The sequence below is a fragment of the Methylocystis silviterrae genome, assembly GCF_013350005.1.
Classification (GTDB): Bacteria; Pseudomonadota; Alphaproteobacteria; order Rhizobiales; family Beijerinckiaceae; genus Methylocystis; species Methylocystis silviterrae.
In genome coordinates this window covers 1-14,133 of sequence record NZ_JABVWW010000004.1, presented here as the reverse complement: position 1 = coordinate 14,133, position 14,133 = coordinate 1, and the positions used below count along the sequence as shown (strand labels likewise).

Here is a 14,133-nt window from a genome sequence, read left to right as displayed (position 1 = left end):
ACGACGACCGACTTGTCGGGCGGCTAAACGCGATGGCGTTGCGATGCGGTTGGTGAGAAGCCAATCGCGCAAAGCGCTTACGGCGGTGCATCGTCAATTTGGTCGGTTGGTCTCCGGCGGATCTGCGCTTGTAAAGACCAAGGCCCGGAGCGTCGAGCTTGCCGGCGGTCTATGCCCGTGCGAATGAAAGCATCGCCGATGGCGGTCGCCGAGGTGGAACCAAGAGGTCGGAGCGTGAAAGCTTCTCGACGCGAGTTCGCCAAATTTGTCACCGCGAGCGGCATTGCGCTCAGCCTGTCGCGTCTCGCCCTAGCGAATGAACCCGGTTTCGCCGCACGCGAGACGCTGCCCGGAAGACAACGCTGGAATCCGGCCGCCACGGGCGCAGGTCGGATTGATGGAGTCGCCAAAGTCACAGGGGCGAAGCTGTACGCGTCCGATTTCCGCGCCGCGGATCTCCCGGGATGGCCGACGCATGCCGCGCACGCCATGCGCGCAGATCTTCAAGAAAAACATCCTCGCCAAGCATCCAATTATTCTGGGACTGTTTTCCGGCGCCGGCGGGCGATTTATCCTTTATCGCCCCGGCATGGCGCCGATCGTCTATCAGTTGCTGAAATCGGTTGGCCACAGCACCATGGCGTTGGCCGAAGTCGTCGTTCCGTATCTGAACAGTCCCAAGGACACGACATGGCGCGGCGCGTTGGCGGCGTATAGGAGCCGCATGCAATCCGCGCTCGACACGCTTGACGCGAGCGGAATGCAAAAAGACTGGCGAACAAACAATCGAAGCATTCTGCGAAACAATATCGCGTTCATGGACGAGTGCCTGAAGAACAACGCGATCTCAGCGGAAGGCCTGCAAAAATTCGCCAAGACGCAGTCGCCGCTGCTGAAGAAAAATATTGCTTGGGCGGCGCAAACCCAGGTCGCCCATTGGATGGATGTCATCGGCGGATGGAAAGAGACGTTTGGCGCCGACTGGGACAAAACCTATGCGGCCAGCAATACGATCTATGTCGCCCGCCAGAACAACGTCCTGTTTAGCGTGCTCGCGCAGTTCTTCGGCCCCGAGGCCATCAATGATCGCTTGATGCTGATCGAGACGATATCCTTCACCACGACGCCCGACGATATGCTGGACTCGCTGACGCGCATCATCGCCGACCGCTCGGTGGGCGCCGCATTCTTCGGCAACTACCACCTCATGGATTTCGAATTGATCGGCGGAGACGCGCGGCAAGCGATCATCGAGGAAGACGCGAAGCGCAAGATGAATGTGGTCCTGCCGCCGCAAGCGCCGTTCGGCTCGCGTCAATGGCCGACGCTGATCACGCCGGGGCCCGGCGCTAAGAGCTTGAGCGATCTTCCGTGAATTCGAATCCTGTAGCCGCGATCACGGCTCGAAAGGCTCCTGAACCTCGTTTTGTCGCAGGAGTTGCGCTCCTTTTTGCCGCTCTGCTTCCCCTCGAGAGCGGCGCGCAAGATCGCATTGATCGCGTCACGGGTTTCGAGCGCGAAGCGATTCACACCGCCGCCTGGCCTGGCGGCAAAAAGGTCGCAGTCAGCTTTGCGTTCTTCGTGGAGGAGTTCGGCTTCGGCAAAGGTCCGATCTTCCGTCCAGATCTTGCGTCGCGAAAGCCTGACCTCGTGAACGAGGCGTTCCGTCAATATGCGATCGACTGGGGCGTTGTCCGCGTCGGCCGGCTATTTCAAGAACTGAATGTGCCGCTCACCATCGTGGTGAATGCGGAGTTTTTCGGCAGGCGCCCATCGGTCTGGAAGGAGTTCCGTTCGATGCTGCCGAATGCGCCGATCATCGCGCACGGCATGAAAAACACAAGCCGCATGTTGTCGCTCCGGAGTGGGATTGCTGCGCAGAAGGCCTACATTCGCCGCACATTGGATCTCATCGCCGAAGCGGACGGCGTCAGGCCGACGGGCTGGTCGAGTCCGAGCGTCTACGCCAATCGCGACACGATGCGGGCGATGGCCGCCGAAGGCGTCGCCTACACGCTCGACCAGATGGATTCGGATGTCATCTCACGTTTGAAGACGCCGGAAGGCCCGCTCATCCTGCTGCCCTATCCGGCCGTAACTGTCGACATGGGGCAATATCTGGCGCGGATGAAAACGACCAGAGAGATCGAGACGCTCTGGTTAGACTATGTATCGGAACTGGTCATTGAGGCTCGCGCCAACCCCGCGCGAGGCGCCACGACTGGGGTCATCGGAATTCATCCCTTTGTCGTCGGCACGCCTGACGGAGCCTTCGCGCTGCGGCGCGTTCTTTTGCGCCTCAAGGCCGACGACGCTGTATGGCTGGCGGACGCCGACGCCATTTTGAAGGCGGCTGGCCTGAGATGAGCGAGGGCCGTGGAATCGACGGCCTTCACGCGCATTCTCTCGCGTGATCCCGACCAATCGCCTGGAACAGGCCGATACGCCGTTTGGCGCGCCCAAGGGGAATCGAACCCCTGTTTTCGCCGTGAAAGGGCGACGTCCTAGGCCTCTAGACGATGGGCGCGGCTGCGCGGCCGCATTGCGGCGGCGCGAGGGCGTGTATAGAGGCGCGGGCGGCGCAAGACAAGGCCGTCCGGCGGCGCCAGATCGCCGCGCATGGCCTCGCGTTTGCACCCCTTCGGGCGAGGCCCTAAAGCATCGCAGCAATGCTCACGATCAACGATCTCGTCTACCGGCTTGGCGGCCGGCTGCTGTTCGACCACGCCGGGGTGTTCCTCCCGGGACGCTCCCGCGCGGGCTTTGTCGGCCGTAACGGCACCGGCAAGACCACGCTGTTCCGGCTGATCAGCGGCGAAATCGCCCCCGAAAGCGGCGCGATCTCGATCCCCGCCCGCACAAGGCTCGGGCGCGTCGAGCAGGAGGCGCCGGGCGGTCCGACGGCGCTGATCGACTTCGTGCTGGCGGCGGACCTTGAGCGCGCCGACCTGCTGGCGCGGGCCGAGGCCGCGCATGATCCGCACGACATCGCCGACATTCAGACGCGGCTCGCCGACATCGACGCCCATTCGGCGCCCGCCCGCGCCGCCGCCATCCTGCACGGGCTGGGCTTCGACGCCGCGGCGCAGCGCCGGCCGCTGTCGGAATTCTCCGGCGGCTGGCGCATGCGCGTCGCCCTGGCGGCGGTGCTGTTCGCGCAGCCCGACCTGCTGCTCCTCGACGAGCCGACCAATTATCTCGATCTCGAAGGCACGCTGTGGCTGGTCGATTACCTGTCGCGCTATCCGGCGAGCGTGATCGTCATCAGCCACGACCGCGATCTGCTCGACGACGTCGCCACTCATATTCTGCATCTCGAGCGGGGAAAGCTGACGCTCTATAAGGGCGACTACTCCTCCTTCGAAAAACAGCGGCGCGAGGCGCAGCTCCTCGCCGTCAAGGGCGCCAAGAAGCAGGAAGAGCAGCGCAAGCATCTGCAGGCCTTCGTCGACCGCTTCCGCTCCAAGGCGACGAAGGCGCGCCAGGCGCAGTCGCGCCTGAAACTCCTCGCCAAAATGCAGCCCATCGCGGCGATCGTCGACGATTCGGTCCTGCCGATTCATCTGCCCTCGCCCGAGAAGCCGCTGTCGCCGCCGATCATCGCGCTGGAGAAAGCGGCGGTCGGCTATGGCGATCGAATCGTGCTGTCGCGGCTTACGCTGTCGATTTCCAACGACGATCGCATCGGCCTGCTCGGCGCCAATGGCAATGGCAAGTCGACCTTCGCCAAATTGCTCGGCGGGCGGCTTTCGGCCTGCGCCGGCGAGATGGTGCGCGCGCCAAAGCTCGAGGCGGGATTTTTCGCGCAGCATCAGGTCGACGATCTGAATGAGGACGAGACGCCTTACGCCGTCTTCGCGCGGCTGATGCCGGGCGCCCCCGAGGCGCGTATTCGCGGTCGCGCGGCGCAGACCGGATTTTCCGGCGCGCGCGCCGAAACCCTCATCGCCAAGCTTTCGGGAGGCGAAAAGGCGCGGCTGCTGCTCGGCGTCGCCACCTTCAACGCGCCGCATCTCCTCATCCTCGACGAGCCGACGAACCATCTCGACATCGACAGCCGCGCCGCGCTGATTGAGGCGATCAACGATTACGAGGGCGCCGTCGTTCTGGTCTCGCATGACCGCTATCTGCTCGAGGCCTGCGCCGATCGCCTGTGGCTGGTCGACGACGGAACCGTGCGCGCGTTTGACGGCGACATGGACGACTATGCGCGGCAGGTGCTCTCGAAATCGCGCGACGATGAGCCAAGGCGCGCGCCGGCTCAGGAGGCGGCGAAGCAAGAGGCGGCAAAGCAGCAGGCGCCAAGGCGTCGCGACGCCGGGCAGGCGCGGCGCAAGCTCGCCGCCGCCGAGGAACGCGTCGAGAAATTCACGCAGCTGATCGCCCGCGTCGACGAGGCGCTCGCCGCGCCCGACGCCTTCGCGCGCAATCCGCAGGAAGCGGCGCGGCTGGCATCACAGCGCGAGGAATTGGCGCAGGCGCTCGCCGCCGCTGAGGAACAGTGGCTGGAACTCGCCGCCGAGGTTCAAGCTTAGGGGCTCTTGGCCGTCGCGTCGCCGAATTCTTGCGCCTGTCGTCGGTGGAGCGGGCGGGGAGGAGTAGGGAAGCGCTCAACTTTCGCAACAAACTTGTGCACGCCGCAAGCGAGCGAAAAACAAGGGGTCAGCGAATGTTGTCTTGAGATATGCACTGCCCGGCTCCAGTGGAGAAGCGAAGCTATGTCTCGACTTCTCGTAGCCGAGGCCAAGTGACGGCCCAGCCTTTCGTCCTCACACGTTCCTCGTAGACGCTGCGCTTCTCATCAGAGAACCTTGGTGTTGGTCGCAGAACAAGGTTGAGCAGATCATCCATGCCAAACGGAGCGGCTATTTCGCAGCCACTAAGTCCGTGCCGACGAGCGGCGATTGCCGTCGCCGTCTCTGGCCAGTAGCGCATGGCGTCAACTGCGGAAGCGTAGGGATCATCGCCGTTGCGGGTATGCATCCGCGCTTGGTTCTTCACTGACCACGAGACTGATGGTTCTGCATCGCACAACGCCGCCTCATAAACCCGGTCTTCGGTAGGGTCGGCTCGTTCAGGATCAAACCAGATGACGTCAACATCGCCGGTCAGCGCAGACGCGGGGCGTTGATGTAAATGATCCCAGATGACGTTTCTGACGAAGCCAGCACCTATCCAGCTATCGGGCAAATCAAGGCCGCGAACTACTTCCAGAAGCCGCCAACGCAGCGGATCAGAGCGAAGTATGGAAGCAACATCGACTACTACCATAATCACGAACTTAGCATCCCAGAGCGCACAGGGGAACGCCCGGTTCGGCGTCGTCTAAAGCCCGAAGCGGCGATCATTCGGGTGGTTCAAAAATCTTGAATTCTGTAACAGCCCCACCCCGGCAATGAAGCTGCAGGGTAACCAGCTCCGCGAGCTTGGCTGCGACGTTTGCCATCGGCTCTTCTGCAGTGCTCAGGCCGCTACGCGAGCCGAGCAGGGGGCTGACTTCGCGTAGAGCTCTTTCACAGCGCTTCCGCCTCAGCGGCGAATTCCAGCCACTGTTCCTCGGCGGCGGCCAGCGCACGCGCCAATTCCTCACGCTGCGACGCAAGGCCCGCCCCTCCTGCGGATTGCGCCACTAGGCCTGAAGGTCCGCCAGCGGCATCATGAAATTGAACGAGCGGCGGAGGTCGGAACGACCACCAATATGTTTCCGCCGGAGATGCTGCATCGCGTCGCTTCGTTGAAGTTGCGGTCCGTCACGGTCTAAGGCCGAAATCTCGCCGCGCCATCCCTTCTCCCGCTTGCGGGAGAAGGTGGCCCTCGCGTTAGCGAGGGTCGGATGAGGGCGGTGGCCGCAGCGCCGCCATGATATCCAGCAACGCCGCGCCGCAGATGACGCGTTCGTTCGTCAATCTCAGCACGCGCCACCCATGGGCCGCGAGAAATTCGTCGCGATGGCGGTCGCGCTTGCCTTTCGGGCGCTTCGTGCGGTCGGCCGTCGAGTTCGACGATCAAACGCCTTTCGAGACAAGCGAAGTCCGCAATGAAAGGTCCGATCGGAACCTGTCGGCGAAATTTTTCTCCACCGAGGCCGCGTCCGCGAAGATGCCGCCAAAGCAATTCTTCGGAGGTTGTCATGACGCGGCGAAGCGCGCGGGCCTGTCGGAACCGTTCTATTGGCGTATCATCACGCATAATCCGCCCTCATCCGACCCGGCTTCGCCGGGCCACCTTCTCCCGCAAGCGGGAGAAGGGAGAACCCCGAAATCAATAATCATGGGGCTCGGGGAGGATATTTGTCATCGAACAGGAATGGTAATTTGCTCACAAGCGCGGGCGCTAGGTCAATGTGCCAAGTCCGCAAACTCGGGATGGCGCCGCAAGTAATCCGCGACGAAGGCGCACTCGCCCTGGACCTTCAGGCCGCGAGTCCGCGCGAATTGCAGCGCGTTGCGGATGAGTTCGGAGGCGACGCCCTGACCGCGCAGCTTTGGCGGCGTCTGCGTTGAGGTGAAGACCATCACGTCATTGTCGATGCGGTAATAGGCGAGCGCCGTCTCTCCATCGATGTCGAGTTCGAAGCGACTGAACTCGGGATTGTCGCGGACGCTTCCCCAGGGATGTCTGGTCGCAGGCTCTCCTTTAGCCTCGCCCATAGCCTCGCCCATAGCCTCGCCCACAGCCTTGCCCACAGCCTTGCCCATGTCGGCCTCCTCAAGAGTTCATGCTCCCGAAATGGGCGCGCGCCGCCCGGAAGAGAAGGGCGCCTGCCGCTTGCGTTTTCGGCCGCGCCGGGGTTCAACAGCCTCGCCCGCGCCGTTTGCTCGGGCGGCGGACAGGCTATGCTCGCCGCTCCCCGATTCGCCCAACCGGATTCGACATGCGCCTTTCCCGCTATTTCCTGCCCATTTTGCGCGAGACCCCGAAAGAGGCCGAGATCGTCTCGCACCGGCTGATGCTGCGGGCGGGCATGATCCGACAGGAGTCGGCCGGCATTTACGCCTGGCTGCCGCTCGGATTGCGGGTCTTGAACAAGATCAACGCCATCATCCGCGAGGAGCAGACCCGCGCCGGCGCCATCGAATGTCTGATGCCGACCATTCAGTCCGCCGATCTGTGGCGCGAGTCGGGCCGCTATGACGCCTATGGCAAGGAAATGCTCCGCATCGCCGACCGCCATGACCGCGAGATGCTTTACGGCCCGACCAACGAGGAGATGATCACCGAGATCTTTCGAGCCTATGTGCGCTCATACAAGGATCTGCCGCTCAATCTCTTTCATATCCAGTGGAAGTTCCGCGACGAGGTGCGGCCGCGTTTCGGCGTGATGCGCTCGCGCGAATTCTTGATGAAGGACGCCTATTCCTTCGATCTCACGGCCGAGGCCGGCCAGCATTCCTACAACAAGATGTTCGTCGCCTATCTGCGCACCTTCGCGCGCCTGGGCCTGACCGCCATTCCAATGGCGGCGGAGTCGGGCCCGATCGGCGGCAACAGCCATGAGTTCATCATTCTCGCGTCGACCGGCGAGAGCGAAGTCTTTTGCCACAAAGATTTTCTATCCTTCGCGCCGCCGCCCCCTTCGATCGACTTCGACGATGCGGCGGCGTTGCAGGCGGTGGTCGACAAATGGACCAGCCGCTATGCGGCGACGAGCGAGATGCATGACGCCGCCGCCTTCGACGCCGTTCCCGAGGACGCCCGGGTCGCGGCGCGCGGCATCGAGGTCGGCCATATTTTCTACTTCGGAACCAAATATTCCGAGCCGATGAGGGCCGTCGTCAACGGACCGGACGGCAAGGAGGTCGTCGTGCAAATGGGTTCCTACGGCATCGGGCCGTCGCGCCTCGCCGCCGCCATTATTGAGGCGGGACATGACGACAACGGCGTGATCTGGCCAGAATCCGTCGCGCCGTTCCATGTCGGGGTCGCCGATCTGAAAGTCGGAGACCCGGCGACGGGCAAGGTCTGCGCCGATCTCGTGGCGCAGCTCGAGAACGCGGGACTGGACGTGCTGCATGACGATCGCGACGAACGCCCCGGCGCGAAATTCGCGACCCTCGATCTCATCGGCCTGCCCTGGCAGGTTCTGGTCGGGCCAAAGGGCCTGGCTGAGGGCAGGGTGGAGGTGAAGCAGCGCAGCACCGGAGAGCGGGAGCTTCTCGCGCCTCAGGACGCCGTCACCCGCATCGTCGCCGCAATGAGACAGGCTCAGGCATGACCGAAGCGGCGCAACCGGCAAGAGGCGCCGGCGCGGCGCAACCGGCAAGAGGCGCCGGCGCCTTTTCGGCCTTTGAGCGGATGGTGGCGCTGCGCTATCTGCGCGCCCGTCGCGCCGACGGCTTCGTCTCGGTCATCGCCGGCTTTTCGTTCCTCGGCATCATGCTGGGCGTCGCGACGCTCATCGTCGTCACTTCGGTGATGAACGGATTCCATCGCGAGCTGATGGACAAGATCATCGGCATCAACGGCCACGCTTTTTTGCAGGCGGTGGAGACGCCGTTCACCGACTGGGATCGGGTCTCCGCGAAGACGGCGAAGCTGCCCGGCGTCCAGCTTGCAATTCCCATGGTCGAGGGCGCGGCCGGCATATCGACTCAGTTCGGCCAATCGGGCGTGCTTGTGCGCGGCGTGCGCGAGAAGGACCTGACGCGGCTCCCCGGCGTGGCGGGCAACGTCAAGAGCGGCGCGCTTGCCGGATTCGATAAGGCCGGCGGCGTCGCCATCGGACAGCGGCTGGCGGAGACGCTCGGCGTCGGCGTCGGCGACCCGGTCAGCCTGCTCATCGCCAAGGGGGTGCAGACGCCCTTCGGGGTGGCCCCGCGCATCAAAGCCTACAAAGTCGTTGCGATCTTCTCGATCGGCATGTCCGAATTCGATAGCGTCTTCGTCTATATGCCGCTCACCGAGGCGCAGCTCTTCTTCAACAGGGAGAATGAGGCGACGGTCGTCGAAGCTTTCGTCGCTGATCCCGAGAAGATGGACGATTTTCGCATCAACGTCGAAAAGTCCATCGACCGGCCGCTGATCGTCACCGACTGGCGCCAGCGCAACAAAACGTTCTTCGACACGCTGCAGGTCGAGAAGAACATCCTTTTCATCATTCTCGCTTTGATCGTCGTGGTCGCGGCCTTCAACATCATCTCCGGGTTGACGATGCTGGTGAAGGACAAGACGCAGGACATCGCCATACTGCGCACGATGGGCGCGACGCGGGGCGCGGTCCTGCGCGTGTTCCTGATCATCGGAGCTTCGATCGGCGTCGTCGGCACGCTGGCCGGCTTTGCGCTAGGTCTGGCGCTGGCGAAAAATCTCGACACTATCCGCGTCGGGGTCAATAAGCTGTTCGACGCCAATCTCTTCCCCGCGGAGTTCTATTTTCTCTCGCGGCTGCCGGCGATCGTCGACCCGCGCGAGGTGACGGCGATTGTGGTCATGACGCTCACGCTCGCCGTTCTCGCCTCGATCTATCCAGCCTGGAAAGCCGCATCGCTCGATCCGATCGAAGCGCTGCGGCACGAGTAGTCGCGATGAGCGAGGCCGTTCTCGAACTCCGCAGCATCGCGCGCCACTATCGCGAGGGCGAGGCGCGGCTCGACATTCTGATGGACGTCAATCTGTCCATCTACCCGGGCGAGACGGTCGCGCTGCTGGCGCCGTCTGGCGCCGGCAAGTCGACGCTCCTCCATATCGCCGGACTCTTGGAGCGCCAGGACGGCGGCGAAGTGCTGATTGCAAATGCGCCGACGTCGCGCATGTCCGACGCCGAGCGCACGCGGCTGCGGCGCGCCACCGTCGGCTTCATCTATCAGTTCCATCATCTGCTGCCGGAGTTCTCGGCGCTCGAGAACGTGGCGCTGCCGCAGATGATCAATGGCCTGAGCGGGAACGAAGCGCGCCTGCGGGCGCAACAGCTGCTCGACTATTTGCGGCTGGGACCGCGCGCGTCGCACCGGCCGTCGGAGCTTTCCGGCGGCGAACAGCAGCGCGTCGCCATCGCCCGCGCCGTCGCGAACGCGCCGCATCTTCTGCTTGCCGATGAACCGACCGGCAATCTCGATCCGCGCACCGCGGAGCATGTTTTCGGGACGTTGTTGGCGCTCGCCCGCAGCACCGGACTGGCGGCGCTCATCGCGACTCACAATATGGAGCTCGCGAAACAAATGGACCGCCGCGTAACCTTACGCGACGGTCGAGTGGAGCTCTTAAGCTGAAGCCGTTTTAAGCCTTCGTTGTGGGCTTCTTGCCCATGAACTGGTGCCTGTACCAGAGGCCGAAGCCGACTAGCGCCAGGGCCCCGAAGAACACGGCGATCGTGATTTCCCTGGTTTGGGTCAAGCCGACGGAGAAGGGGAAGCGCGCGACATATTCTTTCGCGCCATCGTCGCTTCTCGCCTTCACCAGTCCGATGAACTTGCCTTCCTGCGGAAAGACGTGCTCGAAGGTGAGCGTGCCGGACTTATACTTCTTGGGGGGAGAGTAATACTCTGTATTCGCCTCGAGATTTTCGGAGTCGTCCTTCTGGCCGACGTCACGGACGACGCGCATCTCGAGATTCATGTCACGCAGTTCGTCCTGCTGCGCATCCAGGGTGATAATGGTGGGCCCGGCGTCTGGAATATCGTCGCAGAACTGCTCACGCGACTTTTGCGGCTGATACCCCGTGAATGTCATCGTATCCGGGCCGAGTTTCATCAGGCATTGGCCCTGGTTAACGCCGACGTCGCCATGCGCGTGCGCTTGCGTGATCCAGCCGGCCGCCGCGAACAGCATGGCGGCGAAAAATCGCATGATCATCTGGTTTTCTCCCTTCTGAACTGGCCGCTCTGCGATGAGCAGTCTCTTATTGGCGCGCAGTCCGGTTCCGACGCGCCAGTTTTCGCACACCCTTTGAGCGAAGGCGAGCTGCGACGGGCGAGATTCCGGAACCTCCAGCGGCGCTCTAGTTAATATAAATCAGCTGCGCCCACTTGTCCCGCGACCAAGGGCCACACGCGCTCGAAAAAGTCTGCGCGGCCCGCTTATTGTACAATCCCGTCGCCTGACGATGATTTTTTCGTAAGGTTCGCGTGTTAGAGAAGTTGCTTAAATGTCATGCACTTGGCGTAACTTCGGCGCAATTTCGGGGCAATCATCAGCGCCAGGGTTGGCGAAGTTAAATTTTCATTTAACTTAATCGAGCCTTCACAAACTATGGCGGGAAACATGTTGAACTTTCCTTATCTGCGTGACCAAGCTGAACTTTCTGTCACCGGCGGCTGTCTTTCGACCATTTGGTTGAAAGACCACCAGACTCTAGTATTGCGCAAGACTCGTCCGGGTTTTGACGCGCCCACGATCCGTACAATTACAGACATATTATCGGCGATCGACCGAGGCGAGCTGAACGAGCTCCGCTACATCGTCTACGATTTCGCGCATGGCGTGCGAGAGGCGCCAAGGCCGGCGGAGGGTTTTGGAGAGATGGCCGCCGAAAATTCCGAGCTGATCGTCGATACACCGGTGATCACGCTCGCCTGGGCGCGCGGCCTCATGACCGGCTCCGATTTCGACTTCGCTATGCATTGCTCCGGCATCGTCGCCGAAAGGGACGCGCAATTCTCCTTCTCGGGAGATCCCTCCGACCTCTTGGGGCTTTACGCCGCAGTCGGTCGGACATTGGGCTTCGTGAAGGCCGAGCGTCTGATGGACAGCAATACGGCGCTCACTGCGGAAGACGCGCACGAACTGCTGATCGTCAGAGACGTCGTCGAACCGCAGCCTGGCGCCGCGGCGATAGAGCGTTACTTGGCCCGGTTCGGCCGGCGCTATAACGCGTCGCACGCGATATTTCGCGCGCAACGTATGGTGCAACCTGGGGTTGATCGGCGTAGCCTGGTGGCGCTCGAGCGCAACTGAGGCCTGCTCGCGAAATCTCACGCCGCGCTGACGAGGCGCGGCGCGTCCCGCCAATACTCGAGGAGCGGTCTCAGCTCCTCGATTGGCCGCGGTCGCGTGTAGAGGAAGCCCTGAATGAGAAAAATATTCTTGCTCGCCATGAAGGCGAGTTGAGCGTCAGTTTCGACGCCTTCGGCGACGAGATCGATGGATAGATCCTGTGCGAGCGCAGAGATCGCCGAGATGATCGCCTGCGTTTTGGGCGACTCGATCGCCTGCCGCGCGAAGGCGCGATCAATCTTGACCTTCTTGACAGGGAAACGATTGAGATAGCCGAGGCTGCTGTAGCCGGTTCCGAAATCGTCGAGTGAGAGACGGACGCCGAGCGCTTCGATCTCGCGCAATTTGCTTTCGACGTCATCTGACACCATGAGCGTCGTTTCGGTGATTTCGAGCTCCAAACGATCGGGCTCCAATCCAGATTCGCGGAGCGTCGCCGCGACCATTTCGGCGAGATCCTTCTGTTGGAATTGCCTTGGCGCGATATTGACGGCGACACGGACGTTCGAGGGCCACGATTTCGCGTCATTGCACGCCTGCCGCAGCGCCCAGGCGCCGAGTTCGATGATCATGCCGGTTTCTTCGGCGATAGGAATGAATTCGCTTGGCGAGATCATTCCTCGGGTCGGGTGGCGCCATCGCAGCAGCGCCTCCAGGGAAACGATCGTCGCGGTGCGGGAATCGACGACCGGCTGGTAGTAGACGATCAATTCATTCGCCAGGAACGCATGACGCAATTCGGTGTCGATTGCGCGCTTTCGGGTCAGCGCGTCCTGCATCTCCTGGGAATACCAGATCGCTTTGCCGCGCCCTTTCGTTTTCGACCGGTAAAGCGCGAGATCGCTGCATTTGAGCAGGCCGCCGGAGGTCTCCGAGTCTTTTGGCGCGGCGGCCATGCCGATGCTCGCGCCGATGTTGATGACGTGGTTTTCGACGATGAAGGTGCGGTGCATCTCGGTGAGTATATTGGCGGCGAGTTCATCCACGTCAGGCAGGCGTTCGCCGGCGCGCAGCAGCACGCAGAACTCGTCGCCGCCGAGCCTCGCCACCACATGCGGACGCGGCACGCAGGCGGCAAGACGCGCTCCGACCGCAGACAGCAGCTGATCGCCGATGGAATGGCCCAGCGTGTCATTGACCTCTTTGAACCGATCGAGATCAATGTTGAGCAGCGCGGCGTGAAACCCGCGTTGCCTGAGCTGAACCATTTCCTCCTCAAGCGTCTCCTGAAACTGATAGCGGTTCGGCAGATTGGTCAGATCATCGAAATGCGCGATGCGCTCGATCTCGCGGAGCGCGCGCTTTTGTATCGTCACGTCCTCGATGACGGTAATGAAGGATCCCGCTTCGGCGCGTTCGCAGTGAAATTCAAAAAAGCGTTCGCCGAGCTTGTGCGTGAAGATGTTGGCGCGCGGCATTGTGACGTGCCGCCTCCATCGCTCAAAAAAGATTTTGCCTTCCTGCGACGACATGCCGACGCTCTTGCCGATCGCATGCGCCAGCGCTTCGAGCCGGATCGGCGTCGCCGCCGCCACGATGCCGAAGAAATCGATGACGCGCCGATTGACGACCGTGACGGAGAGGTCGGCGTCGCCCATGCACAGGCCATGCGTCATCGAGTTCAGCGCGAGGCTGAATTTCTGCCGCTGGCGGGTGGCGTCCAAGCCGTTGCGCAGCGCCGACTCCAAATTGCTGTGCAGAAATTTCGTCGTTGAATGAATGGAGACGATCAGCAGCACGACAATCAGCGCGAGGCCGAGGTAGCGCCGTTCTTCATGCATCATCGCGGCGATCGCAAGGGGAAGCGCGAGGCCGAGCGATTGCGCAAGAACGATCCAGGGACGGCCGGCGTTGCGACCCGCAAGTCCGCTCAGGCCGCTCATCATAATCACGATGCTGTAAATGCCGAGAACGTCGTTGTAATGGTTGTAGAACAAGATGGCGACGGAAGCGCCGACCGCCGTCATGAAGCCGACCGCGCCGATCGCGTAGAGCCTCTCCCATTCCCGCGAATCGCGTCGTCGAAGCGAGACGGGCGCGCTCGCATGCGCCAAGAAAACGTAAAGACGAAAGGCGCCGAGAACGGCGATCAGCGCCACGAAGTAGAGATAGACTCGCTCGCCCATGCGTAATCCACGCGATCGTGAGCACTGATTCCAGACGATCATGAGCGCTCAGTCCACGGGATCGTGAGCGCTCAGT

Annotated in this window: 11 protein-coding genes, 1 tRNA gene and 3 pseudogenes; 8 read left to right on the top strand and 7 right to left on the bottom strand. The window is 62.3% G+C overall.

Going from position 1 to position 14,133, the window contains the following annotated elements:
• Positions 1-183: 183 nt before the first annotated feature.
• From HUN39_RS19190 to HUN39_RS05410, 3 genes and pseudogenes are all read left to right on the top strand, one after another.
• A pseudogene (locus HUN39_RS19190) lies at positions 184-492 on the top strand (xanthine dehydrogenase family protein molybdopterin-binding subunit); the annotation flags it as partial.
• Complete coding sequence (locus HUN39_RS05415) at positions 476-1,375, top strand: hypothetical protein (protein WP_232365933.1); 900 nt, start codon at positions 476-478, stop codon at positions 1,373-1,375. The pseudogene HUN39_RS19190 and the gene HUN39_RS05415, both read left to right, overlap by 17 nt.
• Positions 1,372-2,367 carry a polysaccharide deacetylase family protein gene (locus HUN39_RS05410; RefSeq protein ID WP_175093463.1) on the top strand — a complete coding sequence of 332 codons (996 nt, stop codon included), beginning with the start codon at positions 1,372-1,374 and terminating at the stop codon, positions 2,365-2,367. The genes HUN39_RS05415 and HUN39_RS05410 overlap by 4 nt, the downstream gene beginning before the upstream one ends.
• An 84-nt stretch (positions 2,368-2,451) precedes the next feature.
• Here the strand turns inward: HUN39_RS05410 and HUN39_RS05405 are convergent.
• A tRNA-Glu gene (locus tag HUN39_RS05405) sits at positions 2,452-2,527 on the bottom strand.
• A gap of 142 nt (positions 2,528-2,669) precedes the next feature.
• Between HUN39_RS05405 and HUN39_RS05400 the strand changes: the two genes are divergently transcribed.
• Entirely contained in the window at positions 2,670-4,535 is a 1,866-nt protein-coding gene (locus HUN39_RS05400) for an ABC-F family ATP-binding cassette domain-containing protein (protein WP_175093462.1), read from the top strand.
• Positions 4,536-4,716: 181 nt separating this feature from the next.
• Here the strand turns inward: HUN39_RS05400 and HUN39_RS05395 are convergent, their stop codons facing one another.
• From HUN39_RS05395 to HUN39_RS05385, 4 genes and pseudogenes are all read right to left on the bottom strand, one after another.
• On the bottom strand, positions 4,717-5,271 hold the full coding sequence (locus HUN39_RS05395; RefSeq protein ID WP_175093727.1) for a nucleotidyltransferase family protein: 555 nt from the start codon (positions 5,269-5,271) through the stop codon (positions 4,717-4,719).
• Positions 5,272-5,819: 548 nt separating this feature from the next.
• A pseudogene (locus HUN39_RS19455) lies at positions 5,820-5,924 on the bottom strand (hypothetical protein); the annotation flags it as partial.
• A gap of 106 nt (positions 5,925-6,030) precedes the next feature.
• Positions 6,031-6,132: pseudogene (locus HUN39_RS19450) on the bottom strand (DUF559 domain-containing protein); the annotation flags it as partial.
• Between the two features lie 206 nt (positions 6,133-6,338).
• Positions 6,339-6,698, bottom strand: a complete 360-nt coding sequence (locus HUN39_RS05385; protein WP_408631389.1) for a GNAT family N-acetyltransferase — start codon at positions 6,696-6,698, stop codon at positions 6,339-6,341.
• A 176-nt stretch (positions 6,699-6,874) separates the two neighbouring features.
• Between HUN39_RS05385 and proS the strand changes: the two genes are divergently transcribed.
• The 3 genes from proS to HUN39_RS05370 are packed head-to-tail and all read left to right on the top strand — an operon-like array spanning position 6,875 to position 10,208.
• The gene (gene proS / locus HUN39_RS05380) at positions 6,875-8,215 is read left to right on the top strand and encodes a proline--tRNA ligase (RefSeq protein WP_175093461.1); all 1,341 of its coding nucleotides are present in this window, start codon (positions 6,875-6,877) and stop codon (positions 8,213-8,215) included.
• Positions 8,212-9,519: a lipoprotein-releasing ABC transporter permease subunit gene (locus HUN39_RS05375; protein WP_175093460.1), complete on the top strand. Its 1,308-nt coding sequence runs from the start codon at positions 8,212-8,214 to the stop codon at positions 9,517-9,519. The genes proS and HUN39_RS05375 overlap by 4 nt, the downstream gene beginning before the upstream one ends.
• A gap of 5 nt (positions 9,520-9,524) precedes the next feature.
• Positions 9,525-10,208, top strand: coding sequence for an ABC transporter ATP-binding protein (locus tag HUN39_RS05370; RefSeq protein ID WP_175093459.1), 684 nt, complete (start codon positions 9,525-9,527; stop codon positions 10,206-10,208).
• A 7-nt stretch (positions 10,209-10,215) separates the two neighbouring features.
• On the opposite strand, the gene HUN39_RS05365 is transcribed toward HUN39_RS05370, so the two are convergent.
• Entirely contained in the window at positions 10,216-10,791 is a 576-nt protein-coding gene (locus tag HUN39_RS05365) for a hypothetical protein (RefSeq protein WP_175093458.1), read from the bottom strand.
• A 408-nt stretch (positions 10,792-11,199) separates the two neighbouring features.
• On the opposite strand from HUN39_RS05365, the gene HUN39_RS05360 reads away from it, so the two are divergent.
• On the top strand, positions 11,200-11,892 hold the full coding sequence (locus tag HUN39_RS05360; protein WP_232365932.1) for an enoyl-CoA hydratase-related protein: 693 nt from the start codon (positions 11,200-11,202) through the stop codon (positions 11,890-11,892).
• A 17-nt stretch (positions 11,893-11,909) separates the two neighbouring features.
• Here the strand turns inward: HUN39_RS05360 and HUN39_RS05355 are convergent, their stop codons facing one another.
• Positions 11,910-14,057 carry a putative bifunctional diguanylate cyclase/phosphodiesterase gene (locus tag HUN39_RS05355; protein WP_175093456.1) on the bottom strand — a complete coding sequence of 716 codons (2,148 nt, stop codon included), beginning with the start codon at positions 14,055-14,057 and terminating at the stop codon, positions 11,910-11,912.
• Positions 14,058-14,133: the final 76 nt, after the last annotated feature.

What these genes read in the sequence shown, in the direction of transcription:
- HUN39_RS05415 (WP_232365933.1), top strand. Translation starts at nt 476, where the DNA reads ATGCCGCGCACGCCATGCGCGCAGATCTTCAAGAAAAACATCCTCGCC.
- HUN39_RS05400 (WP_175093462.1), top strand. Translation starts at nt 2,670, where the DNA reads ATGCTCACGATCAACGATCTCGTCTACCGGCTTGGCGGCCGGCTGCTG.
- HUN39_RS05395 (WP_175093727.1), bottom strand. Translation starts at nt 5,271, where the DNA reads ATGGTAGTAGTCGATGTTGCTTCCATACTTCGCTCTGATCCGCTGCGT.
- HUN39_RS05385 (WP_408631389.1), bottom strand. Translation starts at nt 6,698, where the DNA reads ATGGGCAAGGCTGTGGGCAAGGCTGTGGGCGAGGCTATGGGCGAGGCT.
- proS (WP_175093461.1), top strand. Translation starts at nt 6,875, where the DNA reads ATGCGCCTTTCCCGCTATTTCCTGCCCATTTTGCGCGAGACCCCGAAA.
- HUN39_RS05375 (WP_175093460.1), top strand. Translation starts at nt 8,212, where the DNA reads ATGACCGAAGCGGCGCAACCGGCAAGAGGCGCCGGCGCGGCGCAACCG.
- HUN39_RS05370 (WP_175093459.1), top strand. Translation starts at nt 9,525, where the DNA reads ATGAGCGAGGCCGTTCTCGAACTCCGCAGCATCGCGCGCCACTATCGC.
- HUN39_RS05365 (WP_175093458.1), bottom strand. Translation starts at nt 10,791, where the DNA reads ATGATCATGCGATTTTTCGCCGCCATGCTGTTCGCGGCGGCCGGCTGG.
- HUN39_RS05360 (WP_232365932.1), top strand. Translation starts at nt 11,200, where the DNA reads ATGTTGAACTTTCCTTATCTGCGTGACCAAGCTGAACTTTCTGTCACC.
- HUN39_RS05355 (WP_175093456.1), bottom strand. Translation starts at nt 14,057, where the DNA reads ATGGGCGAGCGAGTCTATCTCTACTTCGTGGCGCTGATCGCCGTTCTC.